The sequence below is a fragment of the Amycolatopsis nigrescens CSC17Ta-90 genome (assembly GCF_000384315.1).
GTDB classification, from domain to species: Bacteria; Actinomycetota; Actinomycetes; order Mycobacteriales; family Pseudonocardiaceae; genus Amycolatopsis; species Amycolatopsis nigrescens.
This window is the reverse complement of record NZ_ARVW01000001.1, coordinates 5009686-5025606: the sequence shown is the minus strand read 5'-3', so window position 1 is coordinate 5025606 and position 15921 is coordinate 5009686. Positions and strand designations below refer to the sequence as shown.

Here is a 15921-nt window from a genome sequence, read left to right as displayed (position 1 = left end):
GATGGGAGTGGGCGACCGTGGGTACGCCGCAGAAAAAACGAGACGCGATGGGCCTCGGCCTCGCCGCGCTCACCAAGCTGGCCGGCAGCAAGGCGATCGACAGGGCCGGGCTGCGCAAACCGGTGCAGAACCTGGTCACCGCGGGCACCAGGAACGGTTTCCGGGTGGCCGGCGCGGCGACAAGGTCGTTCAAGTCCGCGCAGCGGCTCGGCAAGCCCGCCCGGCTGTCGAAGGCGCCGGACACCGGCCTGTTCGACCTGACGCCGAGCGAAGACCAGCAGCTGATCGTGGAGACGGTCCGCGAGTTCGCCGCCGAGCAGCTGCGCCCGGCCGCCGCCGAGGCGGACGCCAAGCTGATGGCCCCGGACGGGCTGTTCGGCCGGGCCGCCGAGCTCGGCGTGACGCTGGTCGGCATCCCGGAGGACCTCGGCGGAGTGGGCACCGAGCGGTCCGTGGTCACCAGCGCGCTGATCGCCGAAGCGCTCGCGCACGGGGACCTCGGGCTCGCGGTGGCCGTGCTCGCGCCGTCCGCGGTGAGCACCGCGCTGGTGCTGTGGGGCAACGAGGAGCAGCAGGCCGACTACCTGCCCGCGTTCGTCGGGGAGAACGTGCCGGCCGCGGCCTTCGCGCTGCAGGAGCGCAAGGCGCTGTTCGACCCGTTCAAGCCGGCCGTCAAGGCCAAGCGCACCCCGAAGGGCTACCAGCTCGACGGCGTGAAGTCGCTGGTGCCGAGGGCCGCGCAGGCGGAGCTGTTCGTCGTCTCCGCGGACCTGGAGGGACGCGGGCCGGCGCTGTTCATCGTCGAGTCCTCCAACGCGGGTGTGAGCATCGAGGGCGAGCCCGCGATGGGCCTGCGCGGCGCGTCCACCGGCAAGCTGCACCTGGACAAGGTCGCGCTGCCCGCCGGCGCGCTGCTCGGCGGCGGCAAGGCCGAGGTGTTCACCGAAGCGGTGCGGCTGTCCCGGCTCGGCTGGGCGTCGCTGGCCGCCGGCACCGCGAAGGCCGTGCTCGACTACGTCATCCCGTACGTGAACGAGCGCAAGGCGTTCGGCGAGCCGGTGAGCCACCGCCAGGCGGTCGCCTTCTCGGTCGCCGACATCGCGATCGAGCTGGAGGGGCTGCGGCTGGTCACCCTGCGCGCGGCGGCACGGGCCGAGCAGGGCAGGTCGTACGCGCGCGAGGTCGCGCTGGCCCGCAAGCTGGCCGCGGACAAGGGCATGCAGATCGGCAACGCGGGGGTGCAGCTGCTCGGCGGGCACGGCTTCGTCAAGGAGCACCCGGTCGAGCGCTGGTACCGCGACCTGCGCGCCATCGGTGTCATGGAAGGCACCGTCCTCCTCTGAGCTAGCGAACCCGGGAGCAAGTCATGATCAACCTTGAAGTTCCGAAGAAGGCCGGGGCGCTGGTCAACCAGGCGTACCAGGCGGCGTCCGAAGTGTTCCGGCCGATCTCGCGCAAGTACGACCGCGCCGAGCACACCTACCCCACCGAGCTGGACATGCTCGCCGCGCTGCTGGACGGGCTGAACTCCTCCGGCCAGGGCGGCGCGGGTGCCGCCGGGGTCCGTCGCGATGAGAAGAACGACGGGCCGCAGGGCAACCGCAACGGCGCCAACCTGAACATCGTGCTGGGCACCATCGAGATGTGCTGGGGCGATGTCGGCCTGCTGCTGTCCATGCCGCGCCAAGGTCTCGGCAACGCGGCGATCGGCTCGGTGGCCAACACCGAGCAGCTCGAGCGGTTCGGCAAGCTGTGGGCCGCGATGGCGATCACCGAGCCGGACTGCGGCTCGGACTCCGCCGCGATCACCGCCACCGCGAAGCTGGACGGCGACGAGTACGTGCTCAACGGCGAGAAGATCTTCGTCACCTCCGGCCAGCGCGCGGACGCGGTGGTGGTGTGGGCGACGCTGGACAAGAGCGTTGGCCGTGCCGCGATCAAGTCCTTCGTGGTGGAGAAGGGCACGCCGGGGTTCGAGGTGGTCCGGGTGGAGCACAAGCTCGGCATCCGCGCGTCGGACACCGCCGTGCTGCGCTTCGAGAACTGCCGGGTGCCGAAGGAGAACCTGCTCGGCAGCCCGGAGATCGACACCAAAAAGGGTTTCGCCGGGGTCATGCAGACCTTCGACAACACCCGCCCGCTGGTGGCCGCGATGGCGATCGGCGTCGCCCGCGCGGCGCTGGAGGAGACCGCGCGCGTGCTGTCCGAAGCCGGTATCGAGGTGGACTACGACAAGCCCGCGAACAACCAGCACGCGGCGGCCGCGGCCTACCTGCAGCTGGAGGCGGACTACGAGGCCGCGTACCTGCTGACCATGGAGTCGGCCTGGATGGCGGACAACCGGCAGCCGAACTCGCTGCAGGCCTCGATGGCCAAGGCGAAGGCGGGCCGTTCGGTCGTGGACATCACCCTGCGCTGCGTCGAGCTGGCCGGCACCCTCGGCTACACCGAGGAGTCACTGCTCGAAAAGTGGAGCCGTGACGCGAAGATCCTGGACATCTTCGAAGGCACCCAGCAGATCCAGCAGCTCATCGTCGCCCGCCGCCTCCTCGGCAAATCCTCCGCCGAACTCAAGTAGCTCCGCATGCAGTGAAGGCCACCTTCACTGCGTTCAACGCAGGCAAGGTGGCCTTCACTGCATCGCGCGTTCGGCGGCGCCGACGGGGCAGGAAGTGTCGGGGGTGGTGCAGGTGGGACGGTCGCAGAGGCGGCAGAGCAGCTCGGAGTTGGGCACCTCGGCATAGGCGGCGGTGAGCAGTTTTTCCAGCAGCCCGGCCAAAGCGGACCGGTCGGCGGGATCGAGCCGTTCGACGAGGCCGGCGAGCGCGCCGCCTCGCGCGTTCAGCAGCTCCTTGGCGGCAGCGGTACCGGGGCCGGTGAGGTGCACCGCCACCGAGCGGCCCATGGTCTGGCGGCGTTCCACCAGGCCGCGGGCCTCCAGCGCGTCAACCATGCGGGCAGCGGCGGGCTGGCTCAGCCCGATCCGGCGGCCCAGTTCGGTGACGCTGATCCCTGGCGTCGCGGACAGCACGACGAGCGCGGCGGCGCCGCTCTCGCTGGTGCCGGCCGCCGAGGTGACACCGGCCAGCAGCAGGTCGCTCACCGCGAGCGCGGTCGCGCCAAGCAGATTCGCGGTGCGAGGCACATCATGCATTCCTCATGCATACGCGTTCGCCGGTCAGCTCGCAAGCCGCTCGGCCAGGAACTCGTCGATGTACCGCCAGGTGGTGTCCCGCGCCTTCCGGCCGGTGAGCACGCCGAGGTGCCCGCCGGGCGCGGTCTCGAACCGCACCGAAGGCGCGTTCTCCAGCAGCCCGACCAGCCGCTCCACCGCCGGCCGTGGCGCGATGGTGTCGTTCTCCCCCGCGATGATCAGGGTCGGCACCTTGACCCCGCTGAGCGAGATGATCCGCCCGTTCAGGTCGACGCTGCCCTCGGCAAGGTCGTTCGCGCGGAAGAACCGGTGGTACAGCTGCCCGAAGGTCCGGCCGGGGTAGGCGATCATGTTGTCCATGAAGTGGTCGACCGCCTCGATCTGCGCCAGGTAGTCGCGGTCGTCCAGGTTCTTCAGTATCGCCAGCGGCTTGGTGATCTCCTTGTGCATCCCGGTCGCCCGGAACACCCGGCTGACCAGGTAGGAGGGTGCGCCGCCGAGCGCGCGGTAGAACGGGGTGAGCAGATGCCCGCCGGTCAGGTCGACCAGCGGCCGGAACGGGGCGATCAGCGGGATCGCGGTGAAGTCGAACGGCGCGGCCACCGTGACGATCGACTCGATCGGCAGGTCGGCCTGGTCGGCCGCGGTGAGCAGCGAGAAGATGCCGCCGAGGCACCAGGCCACCACGTGCACCTGCTGGCCGCCGGCGTCCTCGCTGACCTTCCGCACCGCCTTCGGCAGCACCTCGTCGATCCAGTGCTCCACGCCGAGCCTGCGGTCGGAGAAGGCCACATTGCCGTAGTCGACCAGGTAGCTGCGGCGCCCGCCAGCCACCAGGTGCTCGGCCAGGCTGCAGCCGCGGCGCAGGTCGAAGCACAACGCGGGCGCGGCCAGCGGCGGCACCAGCAGGATCGGTGGCCCGGACGGCGCGGCCCCGCCGGACGCGGTGAGCCGGTAGACCGACCGGTTTGGCCCCTGGTCGATGAGCACCCGCGGCACCGGGCGGAGGTCGGCGACGCCGCCGTGCAGCACCTTCCCCACCACGTTCGATGCCGCGGCGGCCAGCCGTGCCGGCGGTGACGCCATCGGATGCCTCCCCTGTCTTCAGCGTTGGGAAAGCATCTTGCCTTGCGCCGACCCGCGGAAACAAGCCCGTCCACAGCGGCGTGCCCCACAGTCCAATTCGGACAGTTTTCAGCGGCCGTCCGCCTCGGCGGCCGGCGCGCTGTGCGCGGCACGGTCCTCGTAGTCCGCGCGGGCGGTGGAATGCGCCGCCGACGCCAGCACCTGGTCCGCACCCAGCGTGCGCACCAGCCACTCGCCGAACCGGCGCGGCAGCAGCCGGGTGACCCGGCCGACCGCGTCCAGCGACCTTGGCACGAACACGTCGAACCGGGGCTTGCGCAGAGCGTCCACAATGGCCTCGGCCACGTCCTCCGGCAGCACCGACTTGATCATCTTCGCCTCGCCGAGCCCGCTGGCCAGCTCGGTGCGCACGATCGCCGGCATCACGCAGGACACCTCGACGCCGGTGCCGTACAGCTCCAGGTGCACCGCCTCGGACAGCCCGACCACACCGTGCTTGGTGGCGCAATACGTGGCCCCGCCGGGAAAACCCGCCTTGCCGGCCATCGACGCCACGTTCACGATGTGCCCGGTGCGACGGGGGCGCATCCGGCGCACCGCCTCCCTGGTGCCGTGAATCACCGCGTGCAGGTTGATCTCCAGCTGACGACGGGTGGACGCGTCGTCCTCCTCCGCCAGCGGGGCGAGCGGCATGATGCCGGCGTTGTTGATCAGTACGTCGATCGGGCCGAGCCGGCGCTCGACCTCGTCCAGGAACTCAGTGAAGCCCCGCGTATCGGTGACGTCCAGCTTCAGCGCGACGGTGTCCCCACCCAGCTCACCGGCGGTCTTCTCGGCGAGCACCTGATCGAGGTCGCCGATCGCCACCTTCGCGCCGTGACGGACCAGTGCGGCCGACGTCCTGGCGCCGATTCCCTGCGCCCCGCCGGTCACCACGACCACTTTGTTTCGCAACGAACGCGGCCCTCGCGCCATGTCGGCTCCTCCTCGAGCAGTTGTTGACACTTCGCCAACACATCCTGCGCCCAACCGGCCCGATCCGCCAGCCCGCGATCGGGCGACCCACCCGGCAAATAGCCGGCTATTTGCCCTTTGGGACGCGCTGCTCGAAGACCTGACCGATCCAGCCGCGCACATCGAACTGGACCGTCGGCACGAAACCCTGACCCTCGTAGTAACGCACCAGGTCACCGTCGCCACCGGCCCAGCAGTCCACCCGCAGCAGCGCGATACCGCGCTCGCGGGCCTCCTGGCGTCCGCGTTCGATCAGTGCGCCGCCCACCCCATGGCCGGCGTACGCGCGCGAGGTGATCAGCAGGTCGATGTACAGCTCGCGTTCGCCTGCCGGGGGAACGTGCGCGGGGCACTGCTCGGTGTGGATGGTGGCACCGGCGGGCTCGCCGCCGACCTCGGCGATCAGCAGACCCTCGTGGGCGGCCATACCGCGCACCCGCTCCTCGCGCTTGGGGTTGCCGGTCCACGGCTCGGTGCCCCACTGCCCGGCGCTGCCGCGCGCTGTCAGCCACAGGATCGCGTCATCGAAGAAAGCCATCAGGGTGCGGAAGTCGTCCGGGCCGCCGGGCCGGATCACCAGTTCACTCACAAGATCGTGAGAATACTCTGAACGTCGTGAAGGGCAGCCGAAGTTACTTGAGGCCGAGGGAGCGGGCGATCAGCATGCGCTGGATCTCGCTGGTGCCCTCGCCGATCTCCAGGATCTTGGCGTCCCGGTAGAAGCGGCCGACCGGGAACTCGTTCATGAAGCCGTAGCCGCCGAAGACCTGGGTCGCGTCCCGCGCGTTGTCCATAGCCGCGTTGGACGACACCAGCTTCGCGATCGACGCCTCCTTCTTGAACGGCTCGCCGTGCAGCATCTTCGCCGCGGCCGCGTAGTAGGCCAGACGCGCGGTGTGCGCGCGCACCTCCATGTCGGCGATCTTAAACTGGATCGCCTGGTACTCGCCGATCCGGTGGCCGAACGCCTCCCGCTCGCCGACGTAGCGCAGGCACTCGTCCACGCAGCCCTGGGCGAGCCCGACGCCGACCGCGGCGATCGCCACCCTGCCTTCGTCCAAAATGGACAGGAACTGGGCGTAGCCGCGACCGCGCTCGCCGAGCAGGTTCTCCGCGGGCACCCGGCAGTCCACGAAGGACAGTTCGTGGGTGTCGGAGGCGTTCCAGCCGACCTTGGAGTACTTGGGCGCCACCGTGAAGCCGGGAGTGCCCGACGGCACCATGATCGCCGAGATCTCCTTGCGCCCGTTCTCCTGCACGCTGGTGACCGCGGTCGCGGTGACCAGCGTGGTGATGTCGGTGCCGGAGTTGGTGATGAACGACTTGCTGCCGTTGAGCACCCACTCGCCGTTGTCCAGCCTGCCCACCGTGCGGGTTGCGCCGGCGTCCGAGCCGCCGCCCGGCTCGGTCAGCCCGAACGCGCCCAGCGCCTCGCCCGAGCACAACGACGGCAGCCAGCGCTCCTTCTGCTCCTGGGTGCCGAACCGGTGGATCGGCATCGCGCCGAGGGAGACACCGGCCTCCAGCGTGATCGCCACCGACGAGTCGACCCTGGCCAGCTCCTCCAGCGCAAGGCACAGCGCGAAGTAGTCCCCGCCCATGCCGCCGAACTCCTCCGGGAACGGCAGGCCGAACAGGCCCATCCGGCCCATCTTGGCGACCAGCTCGTACGGGAACTCCTCGCGCTCGTAGAAGCCGCCGATCACCGGCGCCACCTCGGCCTGCGCGAAGTCCCGCACGGTCTTGCGCAGGGCTTCGTACTCTTCGTCCAGCTGGAAGTCGATCATGTCTTCTCCTCGTGCGGGGTCACCACGGCAAGGGCCTCGTCCAGCTCGACCTGTTGGCCCGCCTGGACGTGCAGTTCGGTGAGCACACCGGCCACCGGTGCGGTGATGGTGTGCTCCATCTTCATCGCCTCCACGACGAGCAGCGGGGCGCCGGCCGCGACCGTCTCCCCGACCTCCGCCTTGACCACCAGCACGGTGCCCGGCATCGGGCTGGTCACCGGGCCGGTGGCCACCGAATCACCGTGCGTGGCCAGCAGGTTCGCCCGCTCGCCGAGCGCGACGCACTGCCCGCCGGAAGCCAGCCAGACCGTGCCCTCCGGCGCGGACGACCGGCGGTAGCGCCGGAAGTCCTTGCCGTACCGCAGTTCCAGCAGGTCTGGCCCGGCGAGCCTGGCGGACATCGGCACCGGCTCCCGACCGTCCACAGTGGCCATCGCGGACGCGGGCTCACCCTCGATCCGGACCACGGACTCCACGTCACCCGAGCCGAGCCGGAAGGTCACCCCGCCGGTCGCGCCGAGCCGCCAGCCGTTCGGCACCTCCCAGGGATCCACAAAGGGCCCCTTCGGGTACAGCGAAAGCAGGCGATCCGCCGCGGCCGCGACGAAGAACTCCGCCGGGATCGAAGCGGAAACCAACGTGGCGAGCCTGCGCTCGACCAGCTCGGTGTCCAGCCGCCCGGCCCGGACCTCCTCGTCGGCCAGCAGTGCGCGCAGAAACGCCACGTTGGTGGTCAGGCCGAGCACCGCGGTTTCCGCCAGTGCCAGGTCGAGCCGGTGCAGTGCGGCTTCCCGGTCCGGCCCCCATGCGATCACCTTGGCCAGCATCGGGTCGTAGTTCGAGCCGACCACGGTGCCGTCCCGCAGCCAGGAGTCCACCCGCACGCCGGGCCCGTCCGGTTCGTGCACGGCCAGCACGGTGCCGCCGGTCGGGATGAAGCCGCGCGCCGGGTCCTCGGCGTAAACCCTGGCCTCCACCGCGTGCCCGGTCAGCCGGACGTCCTCCTGCCGCACGGTCAGCCGCTGCCCGGCGGCGACCTTCACCTGCCACTCGACCAGGTCGAGGCCGGTGACCAGCTCGGTAACCGGGTGCTCCACCTGCAGGCGGGTGTTCATCTCCATGAAGAAGAACTCGTCCGGCGCCTTCGCGGACACGATGAACTCGACGGTCCCGGCACCGACGTAGCCGACCGAACGCGCCGCCTCCACCGCCGCCGCGCCCATCCTGACCCTGGTCGGCTCGTCCAGCAGCACCGACGGCGCCTCTTCGACGATCTTCTGGTGCCGCCGCTGCAGGCTGCACTCCCGCTCGCCGAGGTGGATCACGTTGCCGTGCCCGTCCGCCAGCACCTGGATCTCGATATGCCTCGGCGTGCCGACGAACCGCTCCATCAGCAGGGTGTCGTCGCCGAAAGCGCCCTTCGCCTCGCGCCGCGCGGACTCCACCGCGGCGGCCAGCTCCCCAGCTTCGGTGACCAGCCGCATGCCCTTGCCGCCACCGCCCGCGGAGGGCTTGAGCAGCAACGGATAGCCCACTTCTTCGGCCGCTGTCGCGAACCCGCCCTCCGGAATGTCCACATCGGACTTACCGGGGACCACCGGCACACCCGCGGCGGAAACCGTGGCCTTGGCCCGGATCTTGTCGCCCATCGCGTCGATCGCGGCCACCGGCGGCCCGATGAACGCGATCCCGGCCGCCTCGCAGGCCCGTGCGAACTCGACGTTCTCCGAAAGGAAGCCGTATCCCGGGTGCACGGCGGTGGCGCCGGTGTCCTTCGCGGCCTGGATGATCGCCGGGATGGACAGATAGCTGCGGGCCGCCTCCGCCGGGCCGATCCGGACGGCGGTATGCGCCTCCAGCACGTGCGCGGCCTCGGCGTCCGCGTCGCTGTACACCGCGACCGACCGGATGCCCATTGCGCGCAGCGTGCGGATCACCCGGACCGCGATCTCCCCGCGGTTCGCGACCAGAACTGTAGGAAACATGCTCACATCCGGAAGACGCCGTAGCCGACAGGTTCGAGTGGCGCGTTGGCCGCCGCCGACAGCGCGAGCCCGACCACCGTGCGGGTGTCCGCCGGGTCGATCACCCCGTCGTCCCACAGCCGTGCGGTCGAGTAGTACGGGCTGCCCTGATGCTCGTACTGGTCGCGGATGGGCTGTTTGAAAGCCTCTTCCTCATCGGCGGGCCATTCCGCGCCGCGGCCCTCGATCGCGTCGCGGCGCACCGTGGAAAGCACCGACGCGGCCTGCTCGCCGCCCATCACCGAGATCCGGGCGTTGGGCCACATCCAGAGGAAACGCGGCGAGTACGCCCGGCCGCACATCGAGTAGTTCCCGGCGCCGAACGAACCGCCGATGATCACGGTCAGCTTGGGCACCCTGGCACAGGCCACCGCGGTGACCATCTTCGCGCCGTGCTTGGCGATTCCGCCCGCCTCGTACGCCCTGCCGACCATGAACCCGGTGATGTTCTGCAGGAACAGCAACGGGATCGAGCGCTTGTCGCACAGCTCGATGAAGTGCGCGCCCTTCATCGCGGACTCGGCGAAGAGCACGCCGTTGTTCGCGACGATGCCGACCGGATGGCCGTGGATCCTGGCGAACCCGGTGACCAGGGTGGCGCCGTACTCCTTCTTGAACTCGGCGAACCGGCTGCCGTCGGTGATCCTGGCGATCACCTCGCGCACGTCGTACGGGGTGCGCGAATCCGCCGGCACCACCCCGTAGAGCTGGGCCTCGTCCACCGCGGGCTGCTCGACCGGGAGCAGGTCCCACGGCCGTGGCGTGCGCGGGCCGAGGGTGGACACGATGGAGCGGACGATGCGCAGCGCGTGCGCGTCGTCGTTGGCCAGGTGGTCGGTGACCCCGGACTGCCTGGCGTGCACGTCGCCGCCGCCGAGCTCCTCGGCCGTGACCACCTCGCCGGTGGCGGCCTTCACCAGCGGCGGGCCGCCGAGGAAGATCGTGCCCTGGTTCCGCACGATCACCGCCTCGTCGCTCATCGCCGGGACGTAGGCGCCGCCGGCGGTGCAGGAGCCGAGCACCGCGGCGATCTGCGGGATGCCGCGCGCGGACATGTTCGCCTGGTTGTAGAAGATCCGGCCGAAGTGCTCGCGGTCCGGGAAGACCTCGTCCTGCCGGGGCAGGAAGGCGCCGCCGGAGTCGACCAGGTAGATGCACGGAAGGTTGTTGTGCAGCGCGACTTCCTGCGCGCGCAGGTGTTTCTTCACCGTCATCGGGTAGTAGGTGCCGCCCTTGACCGTCGCGTCGTTGGCGACGATCACGCACTCGCGCCCGGACACCCGGCCGATGCCGGTGATGATGCCGGCCGACGGGGCCTCGTCGTCGTAGAGGCCGGTCGCGGCCAGCGGGGACAGCTCCAGGAACGGCGAGCCGGGGTCGAGCAGCGCGTCCACCCGGTCGCGGGGCAGCAGCTTGCCCCGTTCCACATGTCGGGTGCGGGATTTCTCCGGGCCGCCCAGCCTGGCGAGCGAGAGCCGCTTGCGCAGGTCCTCGGTCAGCTCGGCGTGCGCCGTGGTGTTACGCGAATACTGCTCACTCCGCGGGTCCGCGGAACTCTGTATAACCGGCGTGTCCATGGCTCCCGCGCAAAAAGTCAGGGTTAGCGGCCGTTAACTCCGATGAGGATGTTAGCGGCCGCTAACCTGACTGTCGAGCGGGGATCGGGTGAACCAGGTCACCCGGCCAGTTGGTTGAGCACCGGCAGGTAGCCGAGCTTCTGCCCGTTCACGTTGGGGTGATAGGACTCGTCGACCGGCCAGCTGAGGCTCTTCAGCCACCAGTCGCCGGAGCAGATCTCATGTCCGGTAAACGGCCCGCGAACATCCGCGAAGCTGGCACCGGCTGCCTTCGCGCGCCCCGAGGTGACCGAGGCCAGGGTGTCCGCGCCGGAGTTGATCGCGGACCGCTTGGTGTCGCTGAGGCCCGCGTTGCACGAGCCGCCGATCTGGTAGAAGCGCGGGTAGCCGAACACCACGATCTTGGCGCCCGGCGCCTTCTGCTTGATCTTCGCGTACACGCCGTCCAGCAGGCCGGGCAGCGTGTTGTTCGCGTAGGTCTTGGCTTCGTTGACCCGGTCGACGCAGGACTGGTCGGAGCCGAGCGTGCAGTCGGTCATCACATCGGCGAAGCCGGCGTCGTTGCCGCCGACCGAAACGGTGACCAGCGTGGCGCCGCCGGTGACCGAGTTGAGCTGGTTCAGCACGTCCCCGGTGCGCGCCCCGGAGCAGGCCAGGAACTGGAACGGGCTGGCGGAATGCGCGTTCGCCCATAGCTGGGCGTAGGAGTTGGCACTGCGCTTGCAGGCACCGGAGTCGCCGTAGGAGCCGGCACCGGTACCGGAGGAGTAGGAGTCGCCGAGTGCGACGTAGTTCGTCGCCGCGGCGGAAGCAGGGATGGTGAAGCCGAACAAGGCGAGCGTCGCGGCGAACACGACCACGCACGCTCGGATCATGGACTGGGTCGTTTTCTGGACATGCGCGACCATAGGTCACTCCTTCGTGAGCCCCCAACGAGAAATATCAATACCAGGTGGTTTACTCACAGAGAAGGGGCGTCTTCGCAGGTAACCCGTCTGGCTCAGCCCATCAGTCGCACCGGAGGTTAGCGCTCGCTAACGTCGCTGGTTACTATGGCGCGGTGCCGACCCCCCTGGTGCAAGGCGACAAGGCCAGCCGCCGCGAGCAGATCCTCGCCGCGGCGGCCGAACTGTTCGCCCGACACGGGTTCCACGGCGTCGGCATCGACGACATCGGCGCCGCGGTGGGCATCTCCGGTCCCGCGCTGTACCGGCACTTCAAGAGCAAGGACGCGATGCTCGGCGAGATGCTGAGCACGATCAGCCAGTACCTGCTCGACGGCGGCACCACCCGCGCGGCCGAAGCCGGCGACCCGGACGACACGCTCACCGAGCTGGTGCGCTTCCACGTCGACTTCGCGCTCGAACACCCGGCACTGATCACCGTGCAGGAGCGCAACCTGGCCAATCTCACCGACGCGGACCGGAAACAGGTGCGCGCGCTGCAGCGCCGGTACGTGGAGGTGTGGGTGCAGGCGATCCGGGACGCGGTCCCCGGAGTGGACGAGACGCACGCCCGATCTTCGGCACACGCCGTGTTCGGATTGATCAATTCAACCCCGCACAACCGCTATCTCGGTGACGCCGAGCTGGCCGTCCTGCTGGGCCATCTCGCGCTCGGCGCGCTGCGCGCGGCGAGGTAGTCACAATCACCTGTCACTGCCTCTAGCCCAAACCCCCATCGGCTGGTGTTTGATAGGCGAGTGGAGCCCGACAGGAGCAAGGACGAGCGGCGGCTGGTGGAGAAGGCCCAGCGCGCGCTCGTCGCGATGCAACTCGGCGAGGACGAGGAAGCACTCGACCAGGTCGCGCCGTCCGCCACCGAGCACGAGGACCGGTCGGCGGAGACCCGCGAGCTGATGCTGATGCTGTTCGGCGAGTGCAGCGCGATGGTGGCGACACTCGGCGACGGCGGCAGCGCCCCGGTGAAGGTCCAGGTGTTCGACGAGGACGGCGAAGAGGTCTCGATCGACCAGGCCGACCCGCCGGTGCGGACCGCCGTGCGCACGCTGCTGGCCGAGGTGCACGGCAACACCGAGGCGGCCGAGGAGCAGGTCGAGATCGCGCTGGCCAGCGCCGCCCCGGAGGAGGTCGCCAGCCTGGTGCTGCAGGCGCTGCGTTGGACGATCCGGCTGTCCACCGAATGCCTGGAACGCGATCTGCCGGTGACTGAATGGATTTCCGAAGCGCTGAAGGATTGAAGGCGATTCACTGGAATGGCCATTGAGGTCCTGGCGTCGTGAGTGAAAAGTGTTGCTGGAACAACACTTTTCACTCACGACCTCAGCCGAGCAGTTCCTTGACCAGTCCGGAGATCTGGCCGGTTTCGATCAGGAACGAGTCGTGCCCGTACGGCGAGGAGAGCACGGCCGTCTCCCCCGAACCCGGGATGCCCGCGGCCAGCCGTCGCGACTGGTACACCGGATAGAGCCGGTCGCTGTCCACCCCGGCGACCACCGTCCTGGCCGTCACCCTGGCCAGCGCCGCACCGACCCCGCCCCGATCACGGCCGACGTCGTGGGTGTTCATCGACCGGGTGAGGCACAGGTAGCTGCCGGCGTCGAACCGGCGCACCAGCTTGTCCGCGTGATGGTCCAAATAGGACTCGACGGCGAACCGGCCGCCGCGCAACGGATCCTCGTCGCCCTGCGGGCGGCGGCCGAAGCGCTCGGCCAGCTCCGGCTCGCTGCGGTAGGTGGTGTGCGCGATGCGGCGGGCGACGCCGAGCCCGCGATGCGGCCCCTCGCCGGGCGGCGCGTCGTAGTAGTCGCCTCCACGCCAGCCGGGGTCGCCGGTGATCGCGTGCAGCTGCGGCGCGGCCCAGGCGATCTGCTCCGCGGAGGCGGCGGCCGGCGCGGCGAGCACCAGCAGCGCGGCCACCCGGTCCGGCAGGCCCGCAGCCCACTCCAGCGCCCGCATGCCGCCCATCGAACCGCCGAGCACGGCGGCCCACCGGCGCACGCCCAGTGCGTCCGCCAGCGCCGTCTCGGCGTGCACCTGGTCCCGCACGGTGATCTCGGGAAACCTGCTGCCCCAATGCTTTCCGTCCGGGTCGAGGGAGGACGGGCCGGTCGAGCCCTGGCAGCCGCCGAGCACATTGGGCGCCACCACGAAGTACTCGTCGGTGTCCAGCGCCCGGCCGGGACCGATCAACCCGTCCCACCAGCCGGGGCTGGGATGGCCGTGACCCGCCGGGCCCGCCGCGTGGCTGTCCCCGGTCAGCGCGTGCTCCACCAGCACCGCGTTGGACGCGTCCGCGTTCGGCTCGCCCCAGGTCTCGTAGGCCAGCTCGAACCCGGGCAGCACCCCGCCCGCCTCCAGCGAAAGCGGGCCGGGACCGGCGATCCATTCGCGCCGCCCCGGCGGATCCCCCGCCTGCCACGCACCGGTGGCAGGCGGGGGTGCGGAGCCTGAACTCACAGAGCCGCCTTGGCCGCCCGGAATCCGGCTTCCAGGTCCGCCTTGAGGTCCTCCAGCCCTTCCAGTCCGACCGCGAGCCGGACCAGGCCGGGGGTGACCCCGCTGGCCAGTTGCTCCTCGGGCACCAGCTGGCTGTGCGTGGTGCTCGCCGGGTGCACGATCAGGCTGCGCACGTCGCCGATGTTCACCAGCTGGCTGTGCAGCTCCGTCCCGTCCACGAAGGCACGGCCCGCCTCCACCCCGCCGCGGAGGTCGAAGGAGAGCACCGCGCCCGCGCCACCGGGCAGGTACTTCCGCGCGGCTTCGTAATCCGGGCTGGACGGTAGGCCGGCGTAGTAGACGCGCTCCACCTCATCGCGCTGTTCCAGCCACTGCGCGAGCGCCGTCGCGTTCGAGACGTGCCGTTCGATCCGCAGCGACAGCGTCTCGATGCCTTGCAGGATAAGAAAACTGTTCAGCGGCGCGATCGCCGCACCGGTGTCGCGCAGCAGCTGCACCCTGGCCTTGGCGGCATAGGCGCCCGGACCGAGCGCCTCCCAGTACTTCAGGCCGTGGTAGCTGGGGTCGGGCTCGTTGAAGCCGGGGAACTTGGCCGGGTCGGCGCCGAAGTCGAAGGTGCCGCCGTCCACCAGCAGCCCGGCGACCGTGGTGCCGTGCCCGCCGAGGTACTTGGTCGCGGAGTGGATCACCACGTCGGCACCGTGCTCGATCGGCCGCAGCAGATACGGCGTCGGCACGGTGTTGTCCACCACCAGCGGCACACCGGCTTCGTGGGCCACGTCGGCGATCGCGCGGATGTCGAACACGTTGCCGCCGGGGTTGGCCAGCGTCTCACCGAAGAACAGCTTGGTGTTCGGCCGGACCGCGGCCCGCCACTGCTCCGGATCGTCCTGGTCCTCGACGAAGGTGACCTCGATGCCGAGCTTGGGCAGCGTGTAGTGGAACAGGTTGTAGGTGCCGCCGTAGAGCTTCGGGCTGGACACGAAATGATCGCCGGCGCCGGCGAGGTTGAGGATCGCGGCGTTGGTGGCCGCGGTGCCCGAAGCGAAGGCCAACCCGGCCACCCCGCCTTCGAGCGCGGCGACCCGCTGCTCGAGCACGTCCTGGGTGGGGTTGTTGATCCGGGTGTAGATGTTGCCCGGTTCGGCCAGGCTGAACAGATCCGCACCGTGCTGGGTGTCCCGGAAGACGTACGAGGTGGTCTGGTAGATCGGGGTCGCCCTGGCGCCGGTGGCCGGGTCAGGTGCGGCCCCGGAATGGATCTGCTTGGTCTCGAACGACCAGCCAGGGCTCTCGCTCATCGGGAATCTCCAAGGGTGCGAAGGGGTTCGATGGCGGTCCGTGGTTCACCGCCGGGATGTCACCGACGCTAACCAGCAATCCAAAGCCGCCCAACCGTCTCCCACGTCTTGAGAGACCTACCCGTTCGGGGGAGCCGTCCGCTGCTGGAGGGCGAACCGGTTTCCTTCGGAGTCCACGAACATCGACCACCAGCCCCACGGCTGTTCCACCGGCTCGGCCGGGAATTCCACGCCCTTGGCCGAAAGTTCGCGGTAGGTGCGGCGGATATCGTCGGTGTAGAAGAAGAAATTGGCAGTGGGCAGCTCATCGCTGACCGCGGATCGGCCGCTGTCCGCCGGATCGGCGCTGAGGATGAGGGCGGTCTCGCCGTCCGCGGAGGTCACCTCGACCCAGTTGTTCCCCTTGTCGTCGTAGGGCACGTCGGTGGTGATCGTGAAACCGATCGTCTCCGACCAGAACTTCTTGGCCCTGGCCTGGTCCCGCACCCCGACCACGATCTTGCTGACGCCACGGATGGCCATCGCTAGCTCCCTGCAGGTTCAACTATATCCACCATGG

The 15921-nt window shown here is 69.8% G+C and carries 15 protein-coding genes; 4 read left to right on the top strand and 11 right to left on the bottom strand.

Annotated elements, in window-relative coordinates:
• Positions 1–47: 47 nt before the first annotated feature.
• Entirely contained in the window at positions 48–1343 is a 1296-nt protein-coding gene (locus AMYNI_RS0123885) for an acyl-CoA dehydrogenase family protein (protein WP_020670584.1), read from the top strand.
• A gap of 23 nt (positions 1344–1366) precedes the next feature.
• Entirely contained in the window at positions 1367–2578 is a 1212-nt protein-coding gene (locus AMYNI_RS0123880; protein ID WP_020670583.1) for an acyl-CoA dehydrogenase family protein, read from the top strand.
• 54 nt (positions 2579–2632) lie between these two features.
• Here the strand turns inward: AMYNI_RS0123880 and AMYNI_RS0123875 are convergent, their stop codons facing one another.
• From AMYNI_RS0123875 to AMYNI_RS0123840, 8 genes are all read right to left on the bottom strand, one after another.
• Positions 2633–3154: a MarR family winged helix-turn-helix transcriptional regulator gene (locus tag AMYNI_RS0123875; RefSeq protein WP_026360851.1), complete on the bottom strand. Its 522-nt coding sequence runs from the start codon at positions 3152–3154 to the stop codon at positions 2633–2635.
• Positions 3155–3178: 24 nt separating this feature from the next.
• Positions 3179–4240: an alpha/beta fold hydrolase gene (locus AMYNI_RS0123870; RefSeq protein WP_020670581.1), complete on the bottom strand. Its 1062-nt coding sequence runs from the start codon at positions 4238–4240 to the stop codon at positions 3179–3181.
• 108 nt (positions 4241–4348) lie between these two features.
• On the bottom strand, positions 4349–5215 hold the full coding sequence (locus AMYNI_RS0123865) for an SDR family oxidoreductase (RefSeq protein ID WP_020670580.1): 867 nt from the start codon (positions 5213–5215) through the stop codon (positions 4349–4351).
• A 106-nt stretch (positions 5216–5321) separates the two neighbouring features.
• Positions 5322–5843 (bottom strand): GNAT family N-acetyltransferase, encoded by a 522-nt coding sequence (locus AMYNI_RS0123860; RefSeq protein WP_020670579.1) that lies wholly within the window; start codon positions 5841–5843, stop codon positions 5322–5324.
• 43 nt (positions 5844–5886) lie between these two features.
• Positions 5887–7041: an acyl-CoA dehydrogenase family protein gene (locus AMYNI_RS0123855; RefSeq protein WP_020670578.1), complete on the bottom strand. Its 1155-nt coding sequence runs from the start codon at positions 7039–7041 to the stop codon at positions 5887–5889.
• A complete protein-coding gene (locus tag AMYNI_RS0123850) occupies positions 7038–9026 on the bottom strand; it encodes an acetyl/propionyl/methylcrotonyl-CoA carboxylase subunit alpha (RefSeq protein WP_026360850.1) in 1989 nt (662 codons plus the stop codon). The genes AMYNI_RS0123855 and AMYNI_RS0123850 overlap by 4 nt, the downstream gene beginning before the upstream one ends.
• 2 nt (positions 9027–9028) lie before the next feature.
• Complete coding sequence (locus tag AMYNI_RS0123845; RefSeq protein ID WP_020670576.1) at positions 9029–10642, bottom strand: carboxyl transferase domain-containing protein; 1614 nt, start codon at positions 10640–10642, stop codon at positions 9029–9031.
• A gap of 98 nt (positions 10643–10740) precedes the next feature.
• Positions 10741–11550: an SGNH/GDSL hydrolase family protein gene (locus tag AMYNI_RS0123840; protein ID WP_020670575.1), complete on the bottom strand. Its 810-nt coding sequence runs from the start codon at positions 11548–11550 to the stop codon at positions 10741–10743.
• A gap of 152 nt (positions 11551–11702) precedes the next feature.
• On the opposite strand from AMYNI_RS0123840, the gene AMYNI_RS0123835 reads away from it, so the two are divergent.
• Positions 11703–12284 (top strand): SACE_7040 family transcriptional regulator, encoded by a 582-nt coding sequence (locus AMYNI_RS0123835; RefSeq protein ID WP_020670574.1) that lies wholly within the window; start codon positions 11703–11705, stop codon positions 12282–12284.
• A gap of 60 nt (positions 12285–12344) precedes the next feature.
• On the top strand, positions 12345–12842 hold the full coding sequence (locus AMYNI_RS0123830; protein ID WP_020670573.1) for a hypothetical protein: 498 nt from the start codon (positions 12345–12347) through the stop codon (positions 12840–12842).
• 82 nt (positions 12843–12924) lie between these two features.
• Here the strand turns inward: AMYNI_RS0123830 and metX are convergent, their stop codons facing one another.
• The 3 genes from metX to AMYNI_RS0123815 all read right to left on the bottom strand — a co-directional run bounded on the left by metX (position 12925) and on the right by AMYNI_RS0123815 (position 15884).
• Positions 12925–14061 (bottom strand): homoserine O-acetyltransferase MetX, encoded by a 1137-nt coding sequence (gene metX, locus AMYNI_RS0123825; protein ID WP_020670572.1) that lies wholly within the window; start codon positions 14059–14061, stop codon positions 12925–12927.
• Positions 14058–15362: a bifunctional o-acetylhomoserine/o-acetylserine sulfhydrylase gene (locus AMYNI_RS0123820; RefSeq protein WP_020670571.1), complete on the bottom strand. Its 1305-nt coding sequence runs from the start codon at positions 15360–15362 to the stop codon at positions 14058–14060. Before AMYNI_RS0123820 ends, metX begins: the two co-directional genes overlap by 4 nt.
• Positions 15363–15479: 117 nt before the next feature.
• Positions 15480–15884 (bottom strand): VOC family protein, encoded by a 405-nt coding sequence (locus AMYNI_RS0123815; RefSeq protein WP_020670570.1) that lies wholly within the window; start codon positions 15882–15884, stop codon positions 15480–15482.
• Between the last annotated feature and the right edge of the window lie 37 nt (positions 15885–15921).

What these genes read in the sequence shown, in the direction of transcription:
- AMYNI_RS0123875 (WP_026360851.1), bottom strand. Translation starts at nt 3,154, where the DNA reads ATGCATGATGTGCCTCGCACCGCGAATCTGCTTGGCGCGACCGCGCTC.
- AMYNI_RS0123845 (WP_020670576.1), bottom strand. Translation starts at nt 10,642, where the DNA reads ATGGACACGCCGGTTATACAGAGTTCCGCGGACCCGCGGAGTGAGCAG.
- AMYNI_RS0123865 (WP_020670580.1), bottom strand. Translation starts at nt 5,215, where the DNA reads ATGGCGCGAGGGCCGCGTTCGTTGCGAAACAAAGTGGTCGTGGTGACC.
- AMYNI_RS0123855 (WP_020670578.1), bottom strand. Translation starts at nt 7,041, where the DNA reads ATGATCGACTTCCAGCTGGACGAAGAGTACGAAGCCCTGCGCAAGACC.
- AMYNI_RS0123880 (WP_020670583.1), top strand. Translation starts at nt 1,367, where the DNA reads ATGATCAACCTTGAAGTTCCGAAGAAGGCCGGGGCGCTGGTCAACCAG.
- AMYNI_RS0123840 (WP_020670575.1), bottom strand. Translation starts at nt 11,550, where the DNA reads ATGGTCGCGCATGTCCAGAAAACGACCCAGTCCATGATCCGAGCGTGC.
- AMYNI_RS0123850 (WP_026360850.1), bottom strand. Translation starts at nt 9,026, where the DNA reads ATGTTTCCTACAGTTCTGGTCGCGAACCGCGGGGAGATCGCGGTCCGG.
- AMYNI_RS0123815 (WP_020670570.1), bottom strand. Translation starts at nt 15,884, where the DNA reads ATGGCCATCCGTGGCGTCAGCAAGATCGTGGTCGGGGTGCGGGACCAG.
- AMYNI_RS0123885 (WP_020670584.1), top strand. Translation starts at nt 48, where the DNA reads ATGGGCCTCGGCCTCGCCGCGCTCACCAAGCTGGCCGGCAGCAAGGCG.
- AMYNI_RS0123870 (WP_020670581.1), bottom strand. Translation starts at nt 4,240, where the DNA reads ATGGCGTCACCGCCGGCACGGCTGGCCGCCGCGGCATCGAACGTGGTG.
- AMYNI_RS0123820 (WP_020670571.1), bottom strand. Translation starts at nt 15,362, where the DNA reads ATGAGCGAGAGCCCTGGCTGGTCGTTCGAGACCAAGCAGATCCATTCC.